Source organism: Chthonobacter rhizosphaerae, assembly GCF_013839525.1.
Classification (GTDB): Bacteria; Pseudomonadota; Alphaproteobacteria; order Rhizobiales; family Pleomorphomonadaceae; genus Chthonobacter; species Chthonobacter rhizosphaerae.
Genome location: NZ_JACDIS010000001.1, coordinates 368,053 through 388,039 on the forward strand (window position 1 = coordinate 368,053; position 19,987 = coordinate 388,039).

General features: G+C 71.9%; 17 protein-coding genes. 14 read left to right on the forward strand and 3 right to left on the reverse strand.

All coding sequences use genetic code 11. The features are described 5' to 3' along the window. Positions 1 to 58: 58 nt before the first annotated feature. The 9 genes from fliF (at position 59) to HND91_RS01700 (ending at position 11,925) form a co-directional block, all read left to right on the forward strand. The gene (gene fliF, locus HND91_RS01660) at positions 59 to 1,735 is read left to right on the forward strand and encodes a flagellar basal-body MS-ring/collar protein FliF (RefSeq protein ID WP_181704775.1); all 1,677 of its coding nucleotides are present in this window, start codon (positions 59 to 61) and stop codon (positions 1,733 to 1,735) included. Further along, entirely contained in the window at positions 1,716 to 2,321 is a 606-nt protein-coding gene (locus HND91_RS01665; RefSeq protein WP_181704776.1) for a hypothetical protein, read from the forward strand. Before fliF ends, HND91_RS01665 begins: the two co-directional genes overlap by 20 nt. After that, positions 2,318 to 3,712: a MotB family protein gene (locus HND91_RS01670; protein WP_181704777.1), complete on the forward strand. Its 1,395-nt coding sequence runs from the start codon at positions 2,318 to 2,320 to the stop codon at positions 3,710 to 3,712. Before HND91_RS01665 ends, HND91_RS01670 begins: the two co-directional genes overlap by 4 nt. Further along, positions 3,709 to 5,145, forward strand: coding sequence for a hypothetical protein (locus HND91_RS01675; RefSeq protein ID WP_181704778.1), 1,437 nt, complete (start codon positions 3,709 to 3,711; stop codon positions 5,143 to 5,145). Before HND91_RS01670 ends, HND91_RS01675 begins: the two co-directional genes overlap by 4 nt. Next, positions 5,135 to 6,739, forward strand: coding sequence for a flagellar hook-length control protein FliK (locus tag HND91_RS01680; RefSeq protein WP_181704779.1), 1,605 nt, complete (start codon positions 5,135 to 5,137; stop codon positions 6,737 to 6,739). Before HND91_RS01675 ends, HND91_RS01680 begins: the two co-directional genes overlap by 11 nt. Positions 6,740 to 6,791: 52 nt before the next feature. Then, positions 6,792 to 7,259 carry a transglycosylase SLT domain-containing protein gene (locus HND91_RS01685; protein ID WP_181705183.1) on the forward strand — a complete coding sequence of 156 codons (468 nt, stop codon included), beginning with the start codon at positions 6,792 to 6,794 and terminating at the stop codon, positions 7,257 to 7,259. Between the two features lie 122 nt (positions 7,260 to 7,381). Further along, positions 7,382 to 8,914, forward strand: coding sequence for a bifunctional metallophosphatase/5'-nucleotidase (locus tag HND91_RS01690; RefSeq protein WP_246329241.1), 1,533 nt, complete (start codon positions 7,382 to 7,384; stop codon positions 8,912 to 8,914). 429 nt (positions 8,915 to 9,343) lie between these two features. Further along, positions 9,344 to 9,541: a hypothetical protein gene (locus HND91_RS01695; protein WP_181704780.1), complete on the forward strand. Its 198-nt coding sequence runs from the start codon at positions 9,344 to 9,346 to the stop codon at positions 9,539 to 9,541. Positions 9,542 to 9,696: 155 nt separating this feature from the next. Beyond that, positions 9,697 to 11,925 carry an MHYT domain-containing protein gene (locus HND91_RS01700; protein ID WP_181704781.1) on the forward strand — a complete coding sequence of 743 codons (2,229 nt, stop codon included), beginning with the start codon at positions 9,697 to 9,699 and terminating at the stop codon, positions 11,923 to 11,925. Positions 11,926 to 11,946: 21 nt separating this feature from the next. On the opposite strand, the gene HND91_RS01705 is transcribed toward HND91_RS01700, so the two are convergent. Then, positions 11,947 to 12,651 carry an HAD family hydrolase gene (locus HND91_RS01705; RefSeq protein ID WP_181704782.1) on the reverse strand — a complete coding sequence of 235 codons (705 nt, stop codon included), beginning with the start codon at positions 12,649 to 12,651 and terminating at the stop codon, positions 11,947 to 11,949. Positions 12,652 to 12,741: 90 nt separating this feature from the next. Beyond that, a complete protein-coding gene (locus HND91_RS01710) occupies positions 12,742 to 13,023 on the reverse strand; it encodes a DUF427 domain-containing protein (protein ID WP_181704783.1) in 282 nt (93 codons plus the stop codon). A gap of 254 nt (positions 13,024 to 13,277) precedes the next feature. Between HND91_RS01710 and HND91_RS01715 the strand changes: the two genes are divergently transcribed. From HND91_RS01715 to HND91_RS01735, 5 genes are all read left to right on the forward strand, one after another. Next, positions 13,278 to 14,381, forward strand: a complete 1,104-nt coding sequence (locus tag HND91_RS01715) for an ABC transporter ATP-binding protein (protein ID WP_181704784.1) — start codon at positions 13,278 to 13,280, stop codon at positions 14,379 to 14,381. Continuing rightward, positions 14,378 to 15,295: an ABC transporter permease gene (locus HND91_RS01720; RefSeq protein WP_181704785.1), complete on the forward strand. Its 918-nt coding sequence runs from the start codon at positions 14,378 to 14,380 to the stop codon at positions 15,293 to 15,295. The genes HND91_RS01715 and HND91_RS01720 overlap by 4 nt, the downstream gene beginning before the upstream one ends. Then, positions 15,288 to 16,088 (forward strand): ABC transporter permease, encoded by an 801-nt coding sequence (locus HND91_RS01725; protein ID WP_181704786.1) that lies wholly within the window; start codon positions 15,288 to 15,290, stop codon positions 16,086 to 16,088. Before HND91_RS01720 ends, HND91_RS01725 begins: the two co-directional genes overlap by 8 nt. Before the next feature lie 36 nt (positions 16,089 to 16,124). Then, on the forward strand, positions 16,125 to 17,156 hold the full coding sequence (locus tag HND91_RS01730) for an ABC transporter substrate-binding protein (RefSeq protein ID WP_181704787.1): 1,032 nt from the start codon (positions 16,125 to 16,127) through the stop codon (positions 17,154 to 17,156). A gap of 75 nt (positions 17,157 to 17,231) precedes the next feature. Next, the gene (locus HND91_RS01735; protein WP_181704788.1) at positions 17,232 to 18,263 is read left to right on the forward strand and encodes a histone deacetylase family protein; all 1,032 of its coding nucleotides are present in this window, start codon (positions 17,232 to 17,234) and stop codon (positions 18,261 to 18,263) included. Positions 18,264 to 18,344: 81 nt separating this feature from the next. Here the strand turns inward: HND91_RS01735 and HND91_RS01740 are convergent, their stop codons facing one another. Further along, positions 18,345 to 19,916: a phospholipase D family protein gene (locus tag HND91_RS01740; protein WP_181704789.1), complete on the reverse strand. Its 1,572-nt coding sequence runs from the start codon at positions 19,914 to 19,916 to the stop codon at positions 18,345 to 18,347. Positions 19,917 to 19,987: the final 71 nt, after the last annotated feature.

Sequence of the window (19,987 nt, forward strand, 5' to 3'; positions counted from 1 at the left end):
TCCGCGCAAGCTTGCGCGGGCAGAGTGCCGGGCAGTCCTGTCGAGGAGACTGTCGCCCATGGCAACGGCCCTGCCCCAAGCCGAACAGATCTGGTCCAACATTCTCAGCCTCGGTGCCCGACGGCTGGTCCTGCTCGCCGCCATCATGGCGGCCACTCTCGCGGCCGTCGGCGGCAGCGCCTACTATCTCAGCCGGCCGCAGCAGGCGGTTCTCTACTCCGGTCTCGCCAGCGAGGACGTCAGCCGCATCGGCGCCGCCCTGCAGGAGACCGGCATCGCGTTCGACGTCAGCGCAGACGGCACCACCGTGCTCGTCAACACCGGATCGACCGCACGGGCGCGCATGTTCCTGGCGGAACGCGGCCTGCCCCAGGGCGGCACCGCCGGCTACGAGCTGTTCGACCGCGTCGACGGCCTCGGGCTCACATCCTTCATGCAGGAGGTGACCCGCACGCGCGCCCTGGAAGGCGAACTCGCCCGCACCATCCAGACGCTCAACGGCGTCAAGGCGGCCCGCGTCCACCTGGTGCTGCCCGAGCGCGGCACCTTCCGGTCGGATCGCCAGCAGTCGTCCGCCTCGGTCGTCGTCCGGGGCGAGCGGTTCGACAATCAGGAATCCACCCGCGCCATCCGCCTGCTGGTTTCGGCGGCCGTTCCGGGCCTCGCGCCCGAACGGGTGACCGTGCTCGACACGACGGGCCGGTCCATCTCGTCCGCGCTCGACGCCACGGCGGCCGGAGGCGGCCAGATGGCGGACCTGGAGCAGTCCGTCGCGGAGCGGCTCGCCGAGAACCTCAAGCGGACACTGTCCCCGCACCTCGGCGTCGACAACTTCCAGATCAGCGTCACGCCGGTCCTCAACACCGACCGGGTGCGCATGGCCGAGACCACCTTCGACCCGGAAAGCCGGGTGGAGCGGTCGATCCGCACGGTCCGGGAATCGGAGATGGCCCAGAACGCCTCCACCGAACGGCCCACGACCGTCGAGCAGAACCTCCCGGAACCCGGCGGCGCCGGAACCCAGGCGGACAGGTCCAACCAGGAGGTCCAGAAGCGGGAGGAACTGGTCAACTACGAGCTGTCGTCCCGGACCACCGAGACCACCAAGGACGGCTACGACCTGAAGAAGCTCTCCATCGCGCTGGTGGTGAACCGCACCCGGCTGCAGGCGATCGCCGACGCCGAGGGCGGCGCGCCGGTGGCCGACCAGATCGCCAACCTGGAGCGGATCGCCGCCTCCGCGGCCGGCATCGACCAGAGCCGGGGCGACCAGATCACCGTCACGGCGGTCGACTTCCTCTCCGCCGACGAGCAGCTGACGCCGATCGAGCCGATCAGCATCCTGGAGGTGGTCAACCGGCACTTCGCGGACGTCATCAAGGCCGTCTCCATCCTGATCGTCACCTGCCTGCTGATCTGGTTCGGCCTGAAGCCCGCGGTCGCCGCCCTGGTGCCGGCGCCGTCGCCGAGCACCCCCGCCGGCGCCAACATGGTGGTCGGACCCGACGGCAAGTCGATCCTCGTCGGCCCGGACGGCAAGCCGTTGGACGGCAGCCTGCTGCCGCCCAACCCGGAGGAGACGCTCGCGCTCCTGGAGGACCTCGCCACCAAGCCGAACCGCGACAAGATCCGCCGGCTGGAGGCCGCCATGCTGGCCGACGAGGACCAGGCCATGATCGTCCTCAAGCAGTGGCTGTACCAGTGGGGGCCGAGCTATGCGTCGAATTCTGATTGACGAACTGGCCTTCATCCCGCCGGCCAATCGCGTCGAGGCGTCCCCGCCGGTGGAGCGGGCCCGGGTCGAAGCGGTCGTGGACCTGGACGCCGTCCTGGCGGAGGCGCGCGCCGAGGAGCGGGTGATCGCCGCGGAGGCCGCGGCCCTGGCCCGGGAGCAGGCCGATCTCGCCCGCGAGCGTGCCGTCGCGGAGGCGCGGGAGGCCTGGGCCGCGAGCGAGGGCGCGGTCCTGGCGGCGGCGCTCTCGGACGGCCTCGCCCGGATGGAGCGGGCGCTGGGCGACGCGGTCGCCCGCGTGCTTCTGCCCTATGTGGACGGCCTGCAGCACGAGCGCCTTCTCGCCGCCTTCGTGGAGGCCCTGCGCGCCGCCGTGGAGGATCCCGCCCGCCCGCCGCTGACGATCCGGGGCCGGCCGGACCTCCTCGACGCGCTGCGCCGCGCCTATCCGGACATCGACACCGTCGCGTCCCTGCGAAGCGCCGACGGCGCCAACCTCGTCCTCGACGCGGACCCGCTCCAGCTGGCCAGCCGCTTCGGCGACTGGGCCCGCCTTCTGACGCGCGCGACCGAGGCAGGTGAACCATGAGCGAGTTGACGTCTTCGGCCGTGATCGTCCGCCGCTACAACCGGGACACCGCCGAGGTCACCAAGGGCGGCGCCTGGAAGGTCGCCCATGCGGACTTCATGACCGCCATGATGGCCTTCTTCCTGGTCATGTGGCTGGTGAACTCCACCGACGAGGAGGTTCGGCGGGGCGTCGCGCGCTATTTCAACCCGATCCAACTGACCGAGACCCGCGCCGAAGGCCGGGGCCTCAACGACCCGAGCTTCTCCGCCGGCGCCGCCACCGACCGGGTGGCGAGCCAAGGGCAGACCCCCTCGACGGAACCGGGCGGCACCCCCGCCGCGTCGGCGACCGACGACGTGACGTCCGAGGTGGAGCTCTTCTCCGACCCCTATCTCGCCATCGAGACGATCGCGCAGGCCGCCAAGCCGGAGGCGGCCGGCGAAGGGCCGCGGTCGCCCCTGTCCGGAACGCCGGACGGAACCAGCGGCAACGGCGTCCGGGACCCGTTCGACCCGACCTCCTGGACGCGTCCCTTCCCGAAGACGTCCGAGGAGGTGGGCACCTCCCGGGCGGCGGAGGCCGACCACGCGCCGAGCAAGGTCGCGGCGGGCGCGGACGGCGAAGGCGCCCCGGACGCGGCCCGGCAAACCGCGCCCGCCGCCCGCGCGGGCGCGGACGGAACCCTGGACACGGCTAACCTCGACCCGCGGGACGGGACGCGCACCGGCACGGCCGCCGAGACCACAACCGGCGACCGGCCGGGCGACACCGCCGCCCCGCCCGCCGCCGCCCCGTCTTCCGCCGCCCAATCCTCCGCCGCCCAATCCTCCGCCGCCCAATCCTCCGCCGCCCAATCCTCCACCGCCCAATCCTCCACCGCCCAGGCCGCCACGGGCGCCGCCGCGAACCCGGCGAACGCGGCCGGCGGGGGTGAGGCGAGCGAGGAGACCCGCCTGGAGGCCAGGATCGACGGGCTGAGGCTCTCCCTGGCGAAGCTCGACGACGGCGAGGGTCCGCTGGTCGAGGTGGAACAGGTGCAGGGCGGCATGCTGATCAACCTCACCGACCGGGCCACGCGCTCGATGTTCGCAAGCGGCTCCGCCTCGCCGACCCCCGAACTGATCTCCGCCATCGACAAGATCGCCGCCGCGGTGAAGAGCATCGACGGCCAGATCATCGTCCGCGGCCACACGGACGGGCGGCCGTTCCGGTCGAAGTCCTACGACAACTGGCGCCTGTCCACCGCGAGGGCCCACATGGCCGCCTACATGCTGGTGCGCGGCGGCGTCGCCGAGACTCAGATCGACCATGTGGAGGGCCACGCCGACCGCAAGCTGAGGCGGCCGGAGGATCCCGGCGCGGCCGAAAACCGGCGGATCGAGATCCTGGTGAGGCCGAACGCCCCATGACACGCCTCCTCGCCCTCCTTCTCGGCGTGGTCCTCGCGTCGGGCGCGGCCGCCGCTCCCGAATGGCTGATCGCGCCGCCGGGCGCGCCCGAGGCCCCGCGCGCCGGACCTCGGCTCCCCGGCGGCGCGGGCGTCCCCGGCACCGCCCCGGATCCTGCGCGCGTCTTCGCGGTCCGACCGGGTCCGGTCATCGCCGATCGGCTCTGGCCGCCCGGCGACGTCACCGCCTGGCCCTGGGAGGCGGACCCGACCGCCACCGGGGCGATCTGGGGCTTCTTCGCCGAGCGGCCGCCCCTGCCGGAGGATCCGACCTTCCCGTTCCCGCAGCCGTTCGAACTCGTCCGCGCGCTCCTGCAGCAGCAGGAGCGGATCGGGCTCGGCGACGTGAAGGCCTACCAGACCCTGTCGGACACCCTTGAGCGCACCGCCGGGCAGATCGCCGCCATGCCGCCGGAGGTGTGGGCCGTGCGGCGGAACGGCCGCGCCCTCGCGGTCTTCGTGGCGATCGGCGGCGATCCCTCCACGGCCGAGCGGCTTCTGGCCGACGGCACCGACCTCGGCCTGCCGGCCGACCTCCTGGAGGGGCTCGTCGCCTATGGGCGCGGCGAAATGGACGCCGCCACCCGTCTCCTCAGGTCCATCGATCCCGGCGCGCTGCAACCCATCCTCGGCGGCCATGTGGCCCTCGTCAGGGCCGCCCTCGCCACCCGGGTGAAGAGCGACGACGCGGCCGCCCTCTTCGACATCGCCCGCGAACTCCTGCCCGGCACGCTGGTGGAGGAGGCCGCCCTCAGGCATGGCGCCGTCCACGCGGGCCGGTCCGGCGATTTCCAGCGGTTCAGGCGGCTGTCCGGCCTCTACGTCCGGCGCTTCCACCGCTCGGTCTTCTTCGGCGACATGCAGCAGCAGGCCGCCATGGTGATGCTCCAGCTCACCACGGCCCGCGCCAAGGGGCGCTTCGACGAGATCCGGACCCTGATCGACGAGTTCGAGCCCACCTACCGGCGCGACATCTACCTGCTGCTCGCCCGGCGCGGTCTGATCGGGGGCGATCCGGAGATCGCCGTCGTGGCCGGCGAGGTGGCGACGCCTCTCGCCGCCGACGACGACGTGAGCCGGGCCCGCGCGGATCTCTACCTCGGCACGGCCGAGATGTTGAACGGCCGCGTCCACAGCGCCCGCCGGAGGCTCGACGCGATCCGCGAGGAGGCGCTGCCCGATCGGGACCGTCCGATGCTGGCGGCGTCCAGGTCCTTCGCCCGGCGGCTCCTCACCCAGGCCGACGTGGGATCCGACGACGACCAGGCGCTGATCGACGAGACGAAACGGCGGGCGAGCCTGCCGGATCCGTTCGCCTCCGTCGTGTCGGCGCAGGCGGACCAGGTGGCCGCGGCCGCGCTCGACGTCCTCAAGGAGGCAAGCCATGTCCCATGATGCAGCGGCGGGCCCTGTCCGCGCGGCCCCTCCCGGGCGGCCGACGGCCCAGGCGCGTCCGGAGAGCGGCCCCGGCCAGGGGGACGGCTTCGCCGGCCACGTGGCCTCCGTGGCGGCCGAGCAGAAGCGCGAGCCGAACGGCGGGACGCCGGGCGCTGACGACCGTCAGCGGGGCGGGAACGGCGGCTCCGGCGGCGATGCCGCCAAGGCCGCCCGGACGCCGGCGCAGAAGGACGGTCGCGCGGACGCGACCGGCGCGACGACACCGGACGACAAGGCGGCCGACGCCGGGTCGACGGACGCAACGGCTCCGGACCGGCCGGCGCAGGCGGCGTCGGACCCTGGCGTCGGCGCCCAATGGTCCCTCGCGGCTCTCGCCGCCGCCGGCGCCCGGGACCCGGGCGCCAGCTCCGCGCCGCTGGATGCCGCCGCGGCCTCGCGGCCCGGACAGCGGCCCGGCGGCGCCGGGACCGACGGCCGCGACCCGTCCTCCGCCCGTGGCCCCGGCGGGCCGGACCTCATGGCGGACCTGGTCCTGCCGGACCTTGAAACCTTGAAGCGCCAGCTGGACGCCAGGGGGGACCGGGCCGCGCAGGGCCGTCCCGCTGGGGCCGACCCCGCGCGCCCGGACGGCCAAGGCGCAACCACGCTCGCCCTCATGCTCCAGGAAACGGCCCGGACGGCTCCGGCCGGCGCGCCGGGTGCCGCGGGCGGCCAGGGCGCGACCATGCTCGCCCTCATGCTCCAGGGGTCGCCCCGGACGGCGTCGGGGGGCGCTGGCGGCCCGCTTCCCGATACGCTGAACGGCATCGCCGGCGCGGCGGCGGACGGGTCCGACCCGGCCGAGGATGCCGGGCCGGAGCCGAAGGGCGGCCCGGAGGCACCCCGGCACGGCCGCACCTCCGCGAAGGCCCTCTTCGAGCGGATCGCCGCCAGGGTGGCGCCGGCCGTCGAGGAGACCATGCGTCGCGCCGACCGGTTCGACTTCGACGCCGCCGAGGCCATCCGGGCCGAGGTGGTCCGCCAGGAGACCCATCTGCCGGTCATGGCCGATCTATCGCTCGCGGGCCAGCAGGTGTCCGCGCGCCTGGAGTCCGCGCTCGCCGCCCTGCCGAAGCCGGGCGCCGCGCCGGGCGTCAAGGTCGATCTCTCCGCGCCTCCGGTGCACGTGATGGAGATCCAGCTGCAGCCGGAAGCGCTCGGCTCCGTCCGGGTGGAACTGCGCGCCGCCGGCGATCGGCTGGCGGTCAGGATCATCGCCGACAACCAGGAGACGGCGCGTCTCCTGGAGGCGGACTCCAGCGCCCTCACCCGGCGCCTGGAGACGGCCGGCTACGCGGCCGACCGCCTGCAGATCCAGGTGGTCACCGACGGGTCGGTGCCCCGCCTCGCCCTCGACCCGGCCGCGCTCCAGGCAGGCCTGGATCGGGGCGCGGCAAGCGCCGGAGGCGGAGCCGCCACCCCTGGCGGAAGCGGGCAATCCTCCTGGCGCCAGGGCCAGGACGAACGGAAATCCTCCCGGATCGACCAAGATGCATCGGATCGTCAGCCTGATCTCGTCCGCCGTCATCCTGACGGGGCTCTCTATCTCTGACGGGGGAGCCGCGCCCCGCGGCGCGGCGCCCGACCCGGTCTGCGAGCGGGAGATGATCCAGGCCTCCAAGGAATGGGGCGTGCCCCTCGGGGTGCTCTATGCGGTCGGGCTCACCGAGAGCGGCCGCAAGGAGAGCCTCAGCGCGCTGGCGCTCAACGTGGAGGGCACGTCGGTCTTCCCGGACAGCCGGGCGGCGGCGCTGCGCCGCGTCCGATCGGAACTCGCCCGTGGCCGCAAGCTCATCGACATCGGCTGCATGCAGATCAACCACCACTACCACCGGGACCAGTTCCCGTCCCTGGAGGCCATGTTCGAGCCGCGCGAAAACGTCCGCTACGCGGCCCGCTTCCTCAAGGAGCTGCGCCAGCGGCAGGGCAACTGGACCATGGCGGTCGCCCGCTACCATGCCGGGCCGAACAACGACCCGGCCCAGAAGCGCTACGTCTGCACGGTGATCCGCAACATGGTGGCGTCCGGGTTCGGCAACTGGACCCCGAACTCCTCCTCCTTCTGCAAGTGACGCCGGCGCGGAACGCCATTTGTCGGCCCGAAGTGTCTCGACGCTGTCGCCGTCGCCGTGCTCTCCTTCGTCACCGGTCGCGCCCGCGTCGCGACCTGCCGATCGACGGAGGTGCTCCTGTCATGCGGACCATGATGACCTTGCCGAGAATGATGACCAAGGGCCGGACGGCGGCCGCGGCCATCGCCGTCCTGGTGGCGCTCACCGGCCATCCGGCGCTCGCCGAGACGGTGACGCTGCGCTTCGTGCAGACCAACGACCTCGACCGGATGGGCGAGAAGGACGGGCGCGGCGGTCTCGCCCGGGTGGCGGCGGCCGTGAAGGCCGAGAGGGCGAAGCCCGGCACCACCTTCTTCGTCCACGCGGGCGACGCCATCTCGCCGTCGCTCCTGGCCGGCATCGACAAGGGCGCCCACATGATCACCCTCCTCAACGCCATGGGGGTGGACGTGATGACGCCGGGCAACCACGAGTTCGACTTCGGCGACGCCGTGTTCGCCGAGCGCATCGGCGAGGCCCGCTTCCCGATCGTCACCTCCAACGTGCGCGGCCCGGACGGCGCCCAACCGGCGAACACGGTGGACGAGAAGATCGTCGAGGTCGGCGGCGTCAAGGTCGGCTTCTACGGCCTCACCACGGAGACGACCGTGGAGGTCGCGAGCCCCGGCGCCTACACCTTCGCGCCGTCGGTGGAGACCGCCGAGGCGAAGCTGAAGTCCCTGCGCGACCAGGGCGCGGACTTCGTGGTCGCGATCGCCCACGAGGGCGTCGACGTGGACCGCGACCTCGTCGCCGGGACCCTGGCGGACCTCGTCCTCTCCGGCCACGACCACGACCTCACCATTTCGTACAACGGCAAGACGGCGCTGACCGAATCGAGCTCCCAGGGCGACTATGTGGTGGTCACCACCGTGACCCTCGACAGGACCGAGAAGGACGGCAAGACCACCGTGACCTGGCGGCCCGACTTCGACGTCCTGGATTCCGCCGCGCTGACGCCGGATCCGGAGATCGGCGCGCTCGTGAAGGGCTTCGAGGACAGGCTCGACGCGGAGCTCAACGTGGAGATCGGCAAGACCGACACGCCGCTCGACAGCCGCCGGGCCACCGTGCGGGGCACGGAGGCGGCGATCGGCAACCTCATCGCAGATGCGATCCGGCAGGCCGTGGATGCGGACGTCGGCATCGTCAACGGCGGCGGCATCCGGGCGGACCGGGAATATGCCGCCGGCACGGTGCTCACCCGCCGCGACATCCTGGCGGAACTGCCGTTCGGCAACCGCACCCTGAAGCTCGCCGTCACCGGCCAGCAGCTCTGGGACGCGCTGGAGAACGGCCTCAGCCAGGTGGAGAAGGGCGCCGGCCGCTTCGCGCAGGTCTCCGGCCTCGTCCTGGAGGCGGACCTGAAGGAGCCGGTCGGCAGCCGCCTGAAGACGGTGACCATCGGCGGCGAGACCCTCGACCTCGCCCGGACCTACACCCTCGCCATCAACGACTACGCGGCCGCGGGCGGCGACGGCTACGGGATGCTCCGATCCGCCGAGCGGCTGATCCCGGAGGCCGCGTCCGTCCTGATGGCGAGTCAAGTGATCGACCATATCGCCAAGGCCGGAACGGTCGCCCCGAAGACCGAGGGGCGGATCGTCTTCCGCTGACACGCGGCCCCCACATGCATGTCGCCGACACGCGGCGGCGGAGCGCGACCCGCTCCGCCGCCGTTCCTCGTCCGCCAGAGCCGCATCCCTTGGCCGCGCCCTTTCCGGTTCTCCGTCAGTCCGCCGCCGCCGCGCCGCGCGGCGGCCTACTCGCCCGGACCGCCTCCCTCCAAGATCTCACCAAGCCGACCGCGTGCAGCGCAGCATTCTCTTCCGCAGTGGCGCAGATCGATACGGAAGCGTGGACGCGGCCGCAAGCATTCGATCGGACTTGGTAAGTGTCTGTTAATCCTAATGGGGCCCTCTGTCTCATACGGGCACAGGACTAAGCTTAACGAGCACTGAATCGAACTGGCCCGATACTTGCGACGTGACCCGCCTCGGCGGGCAGCGGGTCCCGCCATCCTGTTGTGAGACGAGGAGGCTGACATGGACGAACTTCGCGCGATCAATCCGGCTCGCATCCAGCCGACCCAGAGCGTTCCGAAGGGCTTCGCCGCCGCCCAGCTCGGCGCGCGCACCGTCTGGTACGGCCCCCTCTACCGGGTCTTCGAGGCGCCGACCGACAGCGCGCTCCTGGTCCATCCGGCGGACGCCGCGGGCGCGACGGTCAAGGCCCAGGCCTGACCACCCCCACCGGGCGCCCCGCCCGGGAAGCCCATCCGGGCGCCGATCCTCGGCCGCTCCGATCGGGGGCATGCAAAAAATCAAAGGTGCGCGGGAACAAAGCTCGCGCACCGGCGTTTAGGGTCGTCGAAGGGCGGCCGAAGCGCCGGTGAGGGATGACGATAGGGTCGCACGACCGCCTGCTTGTTCTCCTGTCCGTTTTCATCGCCATCGCGGCCGCCTATACGGCGCTCGACCTGGCGGGACGCATCCGCGCGTCCGCCGGGACTGCTCGCCACGCCTGGACCGCGGCGGCCGCTGTCGCCATGGGTGGCGGCATCTGGTCCATGCACTTCATCGCCATGCTGGCGTTCCAGATGCCGATGCCGATCGGCTACGACGCCGGCGCGACCGTCCTTTCCCTCGTCCTGGCGATCGGCGCCACCGGCGCCGGCTTCGTGGTCGCCGGGCGGCGCACCCTGCCGGCGCTCGCGGCCGCGGGCCTCCTGATGGGGGTCGGCATCGGCGGCATGCACTATCTCGGCATGGCGGCGATGCGCATGGACGCCACGGTCCGCTACGACCGCGTCCTTGTCGCCGTCTCGCTCCTCATCGCCATCGGGGCCTCCACCGTCGGCCTCTGGATCGCGCTCCGCAACACCGGGCTCACCGGCCGCCTGATCGCCGCCATCTCGCTCGGCGTCGCCGTCTCCGGCATGCATTACACCGCCATGCGGGCCGCCGTCTTCACGGCGACGAGCCACACCGACGGCGTGCACGGCGCCGCCTCCCTGGCCCAGACCCAGCTCGCCATCGCGGTCGCGACCGCCACCCTGGTGATCCTCTTCCTCGCCTCCGTGGCGGCCCTGTTCGACCGGCGGTTCGGCGTCATGGCCGAGCGCGAGGCCGCCGCCCTCCGCGAGAGCGAGGCGCGCTTCCGCGCCCTCTACCGGGAGGCGCCGCTGCCGCTCTACAGCCTCGCCGAGGACGGCACCGTGGAGGAGGCGAGCGACGCCTGCCTGGACCTCCTCGCCCACGCGCGGGACGCCGTCATCGGCCGGCCGCTCACCGACTTCATGGACCCGGCGTCCGCCGAGGTCTACCGCGCGCGCCGGCGCGCAGGCCCGCCGAAGCCCGGTGCCGAGGAGGAATACTTCTTCCGCACCAGCGACGGCCGCACCCTCGACGTCGCCCTCCGCGAACGGCCGCACGAGGACCCGCGCGGCGCCCGCCGCGTCCTCGGCGCCCTCACCGACATGACCGCCCGCAAGCGCCTGGAGGCGGACCTCCGCCAGGCCCAGAAGCTGGAATCCATCGGCCAGCTCACCGGCGGCCTCGCCCACGACTTCAACAACCTCCTGGCCGTCATCATCGGCAATATGGACCTTCTCGCCCGGCGCGTCGCCGGCGACGAGCGCGCGGCCCGCATGGTGGCGAGCGCCTCGGCGGCGGCGACGCGCGGCGCCGCCCTCACCCAGCGCATGCTGGCCTTCGCGCGCCGCCAGGACCTGAAGCCCCAGCCGACGGCGCTCCACAGGCTGGTCGCCGAGATGCAGGACCTCCTCAGCCGCTCGCTCGGTCCGTCGGTCCGCATCGAGCAGCACGTCCCGGCGGACCTTCCCCCCGCCATGGTGGACGCCAACCAGCTGGAGATGGCGCTCGTCAACCTCCTGGTGAACGCCCGCGACGCCATGCCGGACGGCGGCCTCGTCACCATCGCCGGCCGGCACGAACCGGCCCTGCCGGGCGAGCGCCCCACCGGCGCCGGCTACGCGGTGGTGAGCGTCACCGACACCGGCGAGGGCATGGACGAGGCGACCCTCGCCCGGGCGGCCGATCCCTTCTTCACCACCAAGGGCGTCGGCAAGGGCACCGGTCTCGGCCTTTCCATGGTCCAGGGCCTCGCCGCCCAGTCGGGCGGCCGGCTGGTCATCCGCAGCCGCAAGGGCGCCGGCACCACGGCCGAGCTCTGGCTGCCCGTCGCGACCGAGGCGGCCGCCCTTTCGGCGCCGGAGCCTCAGCCGGCCGCCCGGCCATCCGGGCGGCTGACCATCCTTGCCGTGGACGACGACCCCCTCGTGCTGATGGGGACCGCCGCCATGCTGGAGGACCTCGGCCACCGGGTCGTGGAGGCCACCTCCGCGGCCGCCGCGCTCGCCGAGCTGGAGCGCGGCGTCGCCGTGGACGTGCTCGTGACCGACTACGCCATGCCGGCCATGAGCGGCGGCGAGCTGGTGGTCGCCGCCCGCAGGCTCCGCCCCGGTCTGCCGGCGGTGCTGGCGAGCGGCTACGCGGATCTCTCCAGGGCCGACGGGCTCGCGGCCGTGCGGCTGCCGAAGCCCTTCCACCAGTCCGACCTCGCGCAGGCGCTGGCCGAGGCGGTCCGCCAGACGGCGCCGGCCTGACCGCCCGCCCGGCGTCGCCGCTCAGCCGTCGTGGAGCCCCGCCACCAGGGCCGGCAGGTCGCCGAGCGTGTCGATCCGCCGGAAGCGCGGCGCGTCCTCGGGCGGCTCCGCATGCTCCAGCGCCCAGGTGAGCGGATGCGGCACGTGCACGCCCCAGGCGCCGGCGGCGATGGCCGGGATCACGTCCGACTTCAGGGAATTGCCCACCATCAGGGCCGCCTCCGGGCCGCCTCCGTGCCGGCGGAACACCCGCTCGTAGACCGCGGGGCTCTTGTCGGAGACGATCTCCACCGCGTCGAAGAAGTCGCCGAGGCCGGACTGGGCGAGCTTGCGCTCCTGGTCGAACAGGTCGCCCTTGGTGATGAGCACGAGCCGGTAGGCCCCATGGAGCGCCTGGAGCGCGTCCCGGGCGTGCGGCAGCGGGTCGATCGGGTGGGTGAGCAGGTCCCGGCCGATCGCCAGGATGTCGTCGATCACCCGGGTGGAGACGCGCCCCTCGGTCGCCTCGATGGCGGTTTCGATCATCGAAAGCGTGAAGCCCTTGATGCCGTAGCCGTAGAACCTGAGGTTCCGCCGCTCCGCTTCCAGGAGCCGGGCGGAGATCGCCTCCGCCTCCCCGTGCTCGGCGAGAAGCGCCGTGAAGCGCTCCTCGGTCAGCCGGTAGTAGTGCTCGTTCTGCCAGAGCGTGTCGTCGGCGTCGAAACCGATGGCGGCGAGGGACGGCATGGGCGGGCTCCGGTGGCCGGATCGGACGGGCGGATCGGACGGGCGGAGTGTACCGCCCGCCCCGCGTCCGTCCAGCCCCGGAGGTGGCGGTCAGGCCACCCGCACGCCCTTCCAGAACGCGACCCGGCCTTTGATCTCCGCGGCGGCCGGCTTGGGGTCCGGGTAGTACCAGGCGGCGTCCGGGTTCTCGGCCCCGCCGGCCACCACCGTGTAGTAGGAGGCGGTGCCCTTCCACGGGCAGACCGTCCTGGCGCCGCTCGGCTTCAGGGCGGCCGGATCCACAGCCTCCAGCGGGAAATAGTGATTGCCCTCCACCACGACCGTGTCGTCGGAGGTCGCGATGACCGTGCCGTTCCAGATCGCCTGAACCATGATGCCTCCAAGCTTGGGCGCGAGCGGCCGCCCGCGATCGAAGACATAGGGGGCCCGTCCCCCACATCCAGGCCGACCGGGCCGTGGCGCGAACGATCCGGTCCGGGCGAGTCGCCGTGCATTCATCAGACATAAAATGGAGACACGCTCGGGATTCCCGATTGTCAACGCGCGGCGCTTGTGATCACATTCGGCTACAGGGTGACGACAGGTTTGGGCCGAGGCCCTTCGAACAGCGGGTGAGTGTCTGATCGATGAGCGCGGCTGACGCGATCGCTGTTGCGGGCGTAACGAAAGTGTTCGGGTCCGGGAACGGTCAGGTCGCGGCCGTCGACGACATCACCGTATCGATACGGAAGAATGAATTCTTCACGCTTCTCGGCCCGTCCGGCTGCGGCAAGACCACGTTGCTTCGCCTGATCGCGGGTTTCGAGTTCCCCACCTCCGGCGCCATCTGGCTCGACGGCGCGGACGTCAGCGACACGCCGCCCTTCCGGCGCCCCATCAACACGGTGTTCCAGAACTACGCCCTCTTCCCGCACATGACCGTGGAGGAGAACATCGGCTTCGGCCTGAAGATGCTGAACCGGCCGAAGGCGGAGATCGCCGAGCGGGTCGCCGCCATGCTGAAGCTCGTCCGCATGGAGGCGCTCGCCGGCCGGCGCACCAACCAGATCTCCGGCGGCCAGCAGCAGCGCGTCGCCCTCGCCCGCGCGCTCGCCCCCGCCCCGAAGGTGCTGCTCCTCGACGAGCCCCTGTCGGCGCTCGACTACAAGCTGCGCAAGGAGATGCAGATCGAGCTGAAGCGCCTGCAGGCGGAGACCGGCATCACCTTCATCTTCGTCACCCACGACCAGGAGGAGGCGCTCACCATGTCGGACCGCATCGCCGTCATGGCGGCGGGCCGCATCCTCCAGGTGGGCAGCCCGCGGGAGGTCTACGACGCGCCGGCGGACCGCTTCGTCGCCGGCTTCATCGGCGAGAGCAACCTCCTCCCGGGCACGGTGGAGCGCGTGTCCGGCGGCCTCGCCTCCGTGACCCTCTCGGTCGGCGGCCGGATCGAGGCCGTGGCGCCGGACGGCTTTTCCGGCGGCGGACCCGCCACCGTGGTGCTGCGCCCGGAACACGCCCGGCTGATGCCTGCAGCCGGCGCGCCGGAGGGCGCCATCGCCGGCACGCTCGCCACCGCCGTCTACTTCGGCACCGACACCCACTATCACGTCCGCCTCGCCGACGGGTCGGACTTCACGGTCCGGGAGCAGAACCGCCCGTCCGTGGAGGCCCGCTTCCACGCCGGCGACGCGGTGGCGGCGGTGGTGGAGCCCCGGGCCGCCCGGCTCCTGAGAGAGCGGCCATGATCCGCCCGGACGGCGCCCTGGAGGCCGCCCGGCGGCGGGACGTGCGCGCGCGCTGGCTTCTCTCGGCCCCGGCCCTCCTCATCCTGGCGTTCGCCGCCATCGGGCCGCTCCTCGTCGTGGTCCTCTACTCCTTCCTGACGCCCGGCCCCTACGGCGACGTGATCTGGTCCTTCTCCACCGACGCCTGGGTCGGCGTCTTCCTGGAACGGGACATCTTCGACGACACCCTGTCCCTCGCCGACGCGCACATGAGCATCTTCGTGCGCTCGCTCACGCTCGCGACCGCCACCACGGTGCTGGCGCTCCTCATCGGCTTTCCCACCGCCTACTTCATCGCCACCCGGCCGGAGCGGACCCGGGAGCTCTGGCTCTTCCTGATCACCATCCCGTTCTGGACCAACATCCTGATCCGGACCTTCGGCATGCTGGAGATCATCCGCAACGAGGGCCTGATCAACACGTCCCTCCGGACCCTCGGCCTCATCGACCGGCCGATCCAGATGCTCTTCACCGACGGCGCCGTGATGGCCGGCATGCTCTACGTCTACCTGCCGCTCATGGTGCTGCCGCTCTACGCGAGCCTCGAAAAGCTGGACTTCCGGCTGGTGGAGGCCGGCTACGACCTCTACGCCACGCCCTTCCGGGTGCTCACGCGCATCGTCCTGCCGCTCGTCAAGCCGGGCATGATCGCCGGGTCCATCCTGGTCTTCATCCCGGCGCTCGGCGCCTACGTGACGCCCCGGGTGCTCGGCGGCGGCAAGACCATGATGCTCGGCACCCTGATCGAATTGCAGTTCGGCCAGGGCCGCAACTGGCCCCTCGGCGCGGCCCTGTCCATCACCCTGATGGCGATGGTCATGGTCGCCCTCCTGGTCTACGTGCGCTACGCCGGCCGGGAGGTGCGCCATGGCTAGGCCGTTCGACGTGCGCCGGCAGCGCGGCTTCACGGTTGTCGCCGCCTTCTGCTTCGCGCTCCTCTATCTGCCCATCGTGGTGCTCGTCACCTATGCGTTCAACGCGGGCGAATCCATCGCCAACTGGGAAGGCGTCTCGCTGCGCTGGTTCGTGGCCGCCGCCGGCAACGCCCAGGTGATCGATGCCTCGATTCGCTCCCTGCAGATCGCCACCGCGGCCGCCCTCATCGCCACCACGGCCGCCACGCTCGCGGCCCTCGCCACCACCCGAACGGCGCCCTACCGCGGCCAGGCCGCCACCTTCGCGGCGCTGAACCTGCCGCTCATGGTGCCGGAGATCGTCACGGCGGTCGCGCTCCTCATCGTGTTCGCCCGGATCAAGATGGCGACCGGCTACACCGGCCTCGGCTATCTGATCGCCGCGCACACGGCCTTCTGCATCCCGTTCGCCTACCTGCCGATCCGGGCCCGGCTCGACGGCATGGACCTCAACCTGGAGCGGGCCGCCGCCGATCTCTACGCCACGCCCGTCCGGGCCTTCCGGCACGTCACGCTGCCGCTTCTCTGGCCGGGCATCCTCGCCGGCTTCATGCTCGCCTTCGTGATCTCCCTCGACGACGTGGTGATCACCGAGTTCGTGAAGTCCGGCGGCCAGGAGACGCTGCCCACCTACATGCTGGGCCAGCTCCGCCGCGTGATCACGCCGGAGATGAACGCGATCTCGACCGCCTTCCTGGCGCTCTCGATCGTGGTCGTCACCGTGTTTTTCCTGGTGAGCCGAAAGCGGGACTGAACCCGCGGGGCCGCCTGACGAGAGGGGAAGAAGCCGATGCGCCTCAAGACCACGCTCGCGGTCGCAGCCATGTTCCTGGCGACGACCGGCCTCGCCCGCGCCGAGGGCGAGCTCAACATCTTCAACTGGGGCAACTACACCAGCCCCGAGCTGATCAAGAAGTTCGAGGACACCTACAAGGTCAAGGTCACCATCACGGACTACGACAGCAACGACACGGCTCTCGCCAAGGTCCGCCAGGGCGGCCACGGCTTCGACATCGCCATGCCGTCGCAGAACTACCTGCCGATCTGGATCGAGGAGGGCCTCGTCCTCGAGACCAATCCGGGCCAGATGGAGAACGCCAAGAACATGCTGCCCGAGTGGGCGGACCCCGAGTTCGACCCCGGCCGCAAGTACAGCGTGCCGTGGGCGCTCGGCACCGTCGGCGTCGTCGTCAACACCGACGTCTACAAGGGCCCGATCGACACCTGGGCGGTTGTGTTCGATCCGCCGGCGGAGCTCCAGGGCAAGATCAACATCGTGCCGGAGATGAACGACGTCATCCACGCGGCGATCAAGTTCCACGGCGGCGAGATGTGCTCGGCCGACAAGACGCTCCTGAAGCAGGTGCGCGACACCCTGGTGGCGGCGAAGCCCCTCTGGGTGGCGATGGAATATTCCACCATCGAGAAGATGGTCGGCGGCGACTTCGCCGCCACCACGGACTGGAACGGCTCCGCGCTCCGCCAGCGCCTGCAGAACCCGAAGATCCAGTTCGCCCTGCCGAAGGAAGGCTTCCAGCTCTGGTCGGACAACGCGGTCGTCCTCAAGGACGCCAAGAACGTGGAGAACGCCAAGCTCTTCCTGAACTTCATCATGGACCCGGAGAACGCCGCCATGATCTCGGCCTTCTCGCGCTACGCCAACGGCATCAAGGGCTCCGAGGCCTTCATGCCGGAGGACATGAAGACCGCCCCGGAGGTGATGGTGCCGGCCGACCTCCTCGCCACGGCGGACTATTCCAAGACCTGCCCGCCGGAGGCGCAGGAGCTCTACACCCGGATCTGGACCGAACTCCAGAAGTGACCGCACGGCCGCCGGGCGGGCGACGCTCCCGCCCGGCGGTCCCCGCATGAGGACCGGACAGCCGAGGGCGCCCCGATGAGAACCGTCTATTCCGAGAAGCACGCCGGCCACGCCGGCAACCTGGAGCTGGTGGCGGGCGCCATCGTGCCGGCCTTCGAGATGCCCTCGCGCGCCGAGTTCGTCCTCGCCCGCCTGAAGGCCGTCGGCCTCGGGCCCGTGGAGGCGCCGGCCGAGCACGACCTGTCCACCGCCGCCAAGGTGCACCGGAAGGACTTCCTCGACTTCCTGCCCACCGTCTGGGACCGCTGGACCGCCGCCGGCCGCACCGGCACCGCGCTCCCGTTCACCTGGCCGACGCGCGGGCTTCGCGGCGACAAGCCGCCGGCCTTCATCGACGGCCTCCTCGGCTACTATTCGTTCGACGCCGGCATCGGCTTCGTGGAGGGCACCTGGTCGGCGATCAAGGCGTCCCACGACACGGCGCTCTCCGCCGCCGCCCTCGTGGCCGGGGGCGAGCGGTCCGCCTTCGCGCTCTGCCGCCCGCCCGGCCACCACGCGGGGGCCGGCTTCATGGGCGGCTACTGCTACATCAACAACGCCGCCGTGGCCGCCCAGTGGCTGCGCGACACCGGCGCGAAGCGGGTGACGATCCTCGACGTGGACTATCACCACGGCAACGGCACCCAGGAGATCTTCTACCACCGGGCCGACGTGCAGGTGATCAACCTCCACGCCGACCCGATGCAGGAGTATCCCTATTTTCTCGGCCACGCGGACGAGCACGGCGCCGGCGAGGGCGAGGGCTTCAACGTCAACTACCCCATGCCCTGGGGCACCACGTTCGAGACCTGGAAGGCCGCGCTCGACGACGGCTGCGCCCGGCTCCTCGCCTACGCGCCGGACGTGGTGGTCGTCTCCCTCGGCGTCGACACCTTCGAGCGGGACCCGATCAGCCGGTTCAAGCTCACCACGGACGCCTACCCGGTGATCGGCGAGACCATCGCCCGGCTCGGCCTGCCGACGCTCTTCGTCATGGAGGGCGGCTACGCGGTGGAGGAGATCGGCGTCAACGCCGTCGGCGTCCTCACCGGCTTCGAGGGCCGCTGAGAGACCCGCCCGCGCGGCCGGCCGACCCGGTCCGGAGCCTCTTCTGGCCGGCCAGGTCCCTTTGCTCGGCCCGCGCCGGCGCTAGAGCTGCGCCTCCATGGGCAGGACGCCGACGAGCCGGGCGATCACCCGCTGCAGGACGCTCGCGCCCGGCTCCCGGCGCGCCACCTGCGTCGCGCCGCCGTCGTCCGCGGTCCAGACGAGCCCGCCCCGCTCCAGCGTCACCCGATAGCTGCGGCGCGGGTCGGCCAGCCGCTCCTGCTGGCGGGCGACCCGCTCGGCGAAGCGCGGCTCGTCGATGAGGACGCCCATCTCGGTGTTGAGGTTGGCGGACCGCTGGTCGAGGTTGAACGAGCCCACGAACGCGATCCGCCGGTCCACCACCACCGCCTTGGTGTGCAGGCTGGCGCCGCTGGAGCCGAAGATCCGGTGCCGCTCGCCGGGCGTCCGCTTCAACTCGTGCACCTCCACGCCCGCCTTCAGGAGCCGCAGCCGGTAGCGCGCGTAGCCGGCATGGACCGCCGTCACGTCGTTGGCGGCGAGCGAGTTGGTCACCACCGCCACCCGCACGCCCCGCGCCCGCAGATCCTCGATCAGCCCGGTGCCGATCTCCCCCGGCACGAAATAGGGCGAGATCAGCAGCAGCTCGCGCTCGGCCTTGGCGATCACGTCGTCCAGCCGGTCCGCCACCTCACGCGAGGCGGTGCGGTCGCGGGCCTTCTCGGGCCGGTCCGCGATCACCTCGGCCCGGCGCACCGGATCGAAGCGCAGGCTGCCGGCGAGGTCCTCCGGCGCCGCGTAGGTGGCCCCGAGGGCGTCCAGATAGGGCTTCGCCTCCGGGTCGGTCCGCACCTTGGCGATGCGCGCCCGGAAGGCGTGGAAGCGCCAGGCGCCGAGCCGGGTGTCGGGCTTCAGGAAGGTGCGCACCCCGCGCACCACCGTGCTCGTCCAGAAGGTCTCGAACACCCGAAGCGCCTCCGTCACCGGCGGGCCGAGGAGCAGCACGTCCAGGTCCTTGAAGTTGAACAGGCCCGAGGCGTCGAAATAGTGATCCGACACGTTCCGCCCGCCGATCAGCGCCGCCTTGCCGTCGGCGATCCAGGCCTTGTTGTGCATGCGGTGGTTGAGGTGCCAGCCGCCGAGGGCGAACTCGATCCCGAAGCCGATCAGCCCCTGCGACCGCCACGTGGTGGCGTTGAACACCCGCACCTCGATGTTCGGATGCCGGTCGATCAGCTGGAAGGCCCGTTCCCGGCCGACCACGCTGGTGTCGTCCAGGATGATGCGCACCTTCACGCCCCGGTCGGCGGCGGCCAGCACCTCCAGCGTCAGGAGGCGGGAGGTCACGTCCTTGTCCCAGGAGTAGTATTGCAGGTCCAGCGTCTCGGTCGCCGTGCGGGCGAGCATCACCCGGCTGGCGAAGGCCTGCACGCCGTCGGTCACCAGGGCGGCGGCGTTCGGCGCGCCGGCCGCCGCCAGCCGCTCCGCCACGATCGCGCCGAGCCGCGGCCCGAGGGCGCCGGTGGCCGGGTCCGGACCCGGCGGACGGGCGCGGCGCCGGACGAGATCGGCGAGGCGCGCTCGGGCCCCGGTCCGGTCTCCCGCCCGAAGGTTCCCCGTCTCCTGGTTCGCGCGGGCCGTGACGTCCGCCATGCCTCACCTCGTTGATGGCCTTCTACCACAACGAACGGCTGGCGAGCCGGTTCTATTCGGCGGGAGGCGGG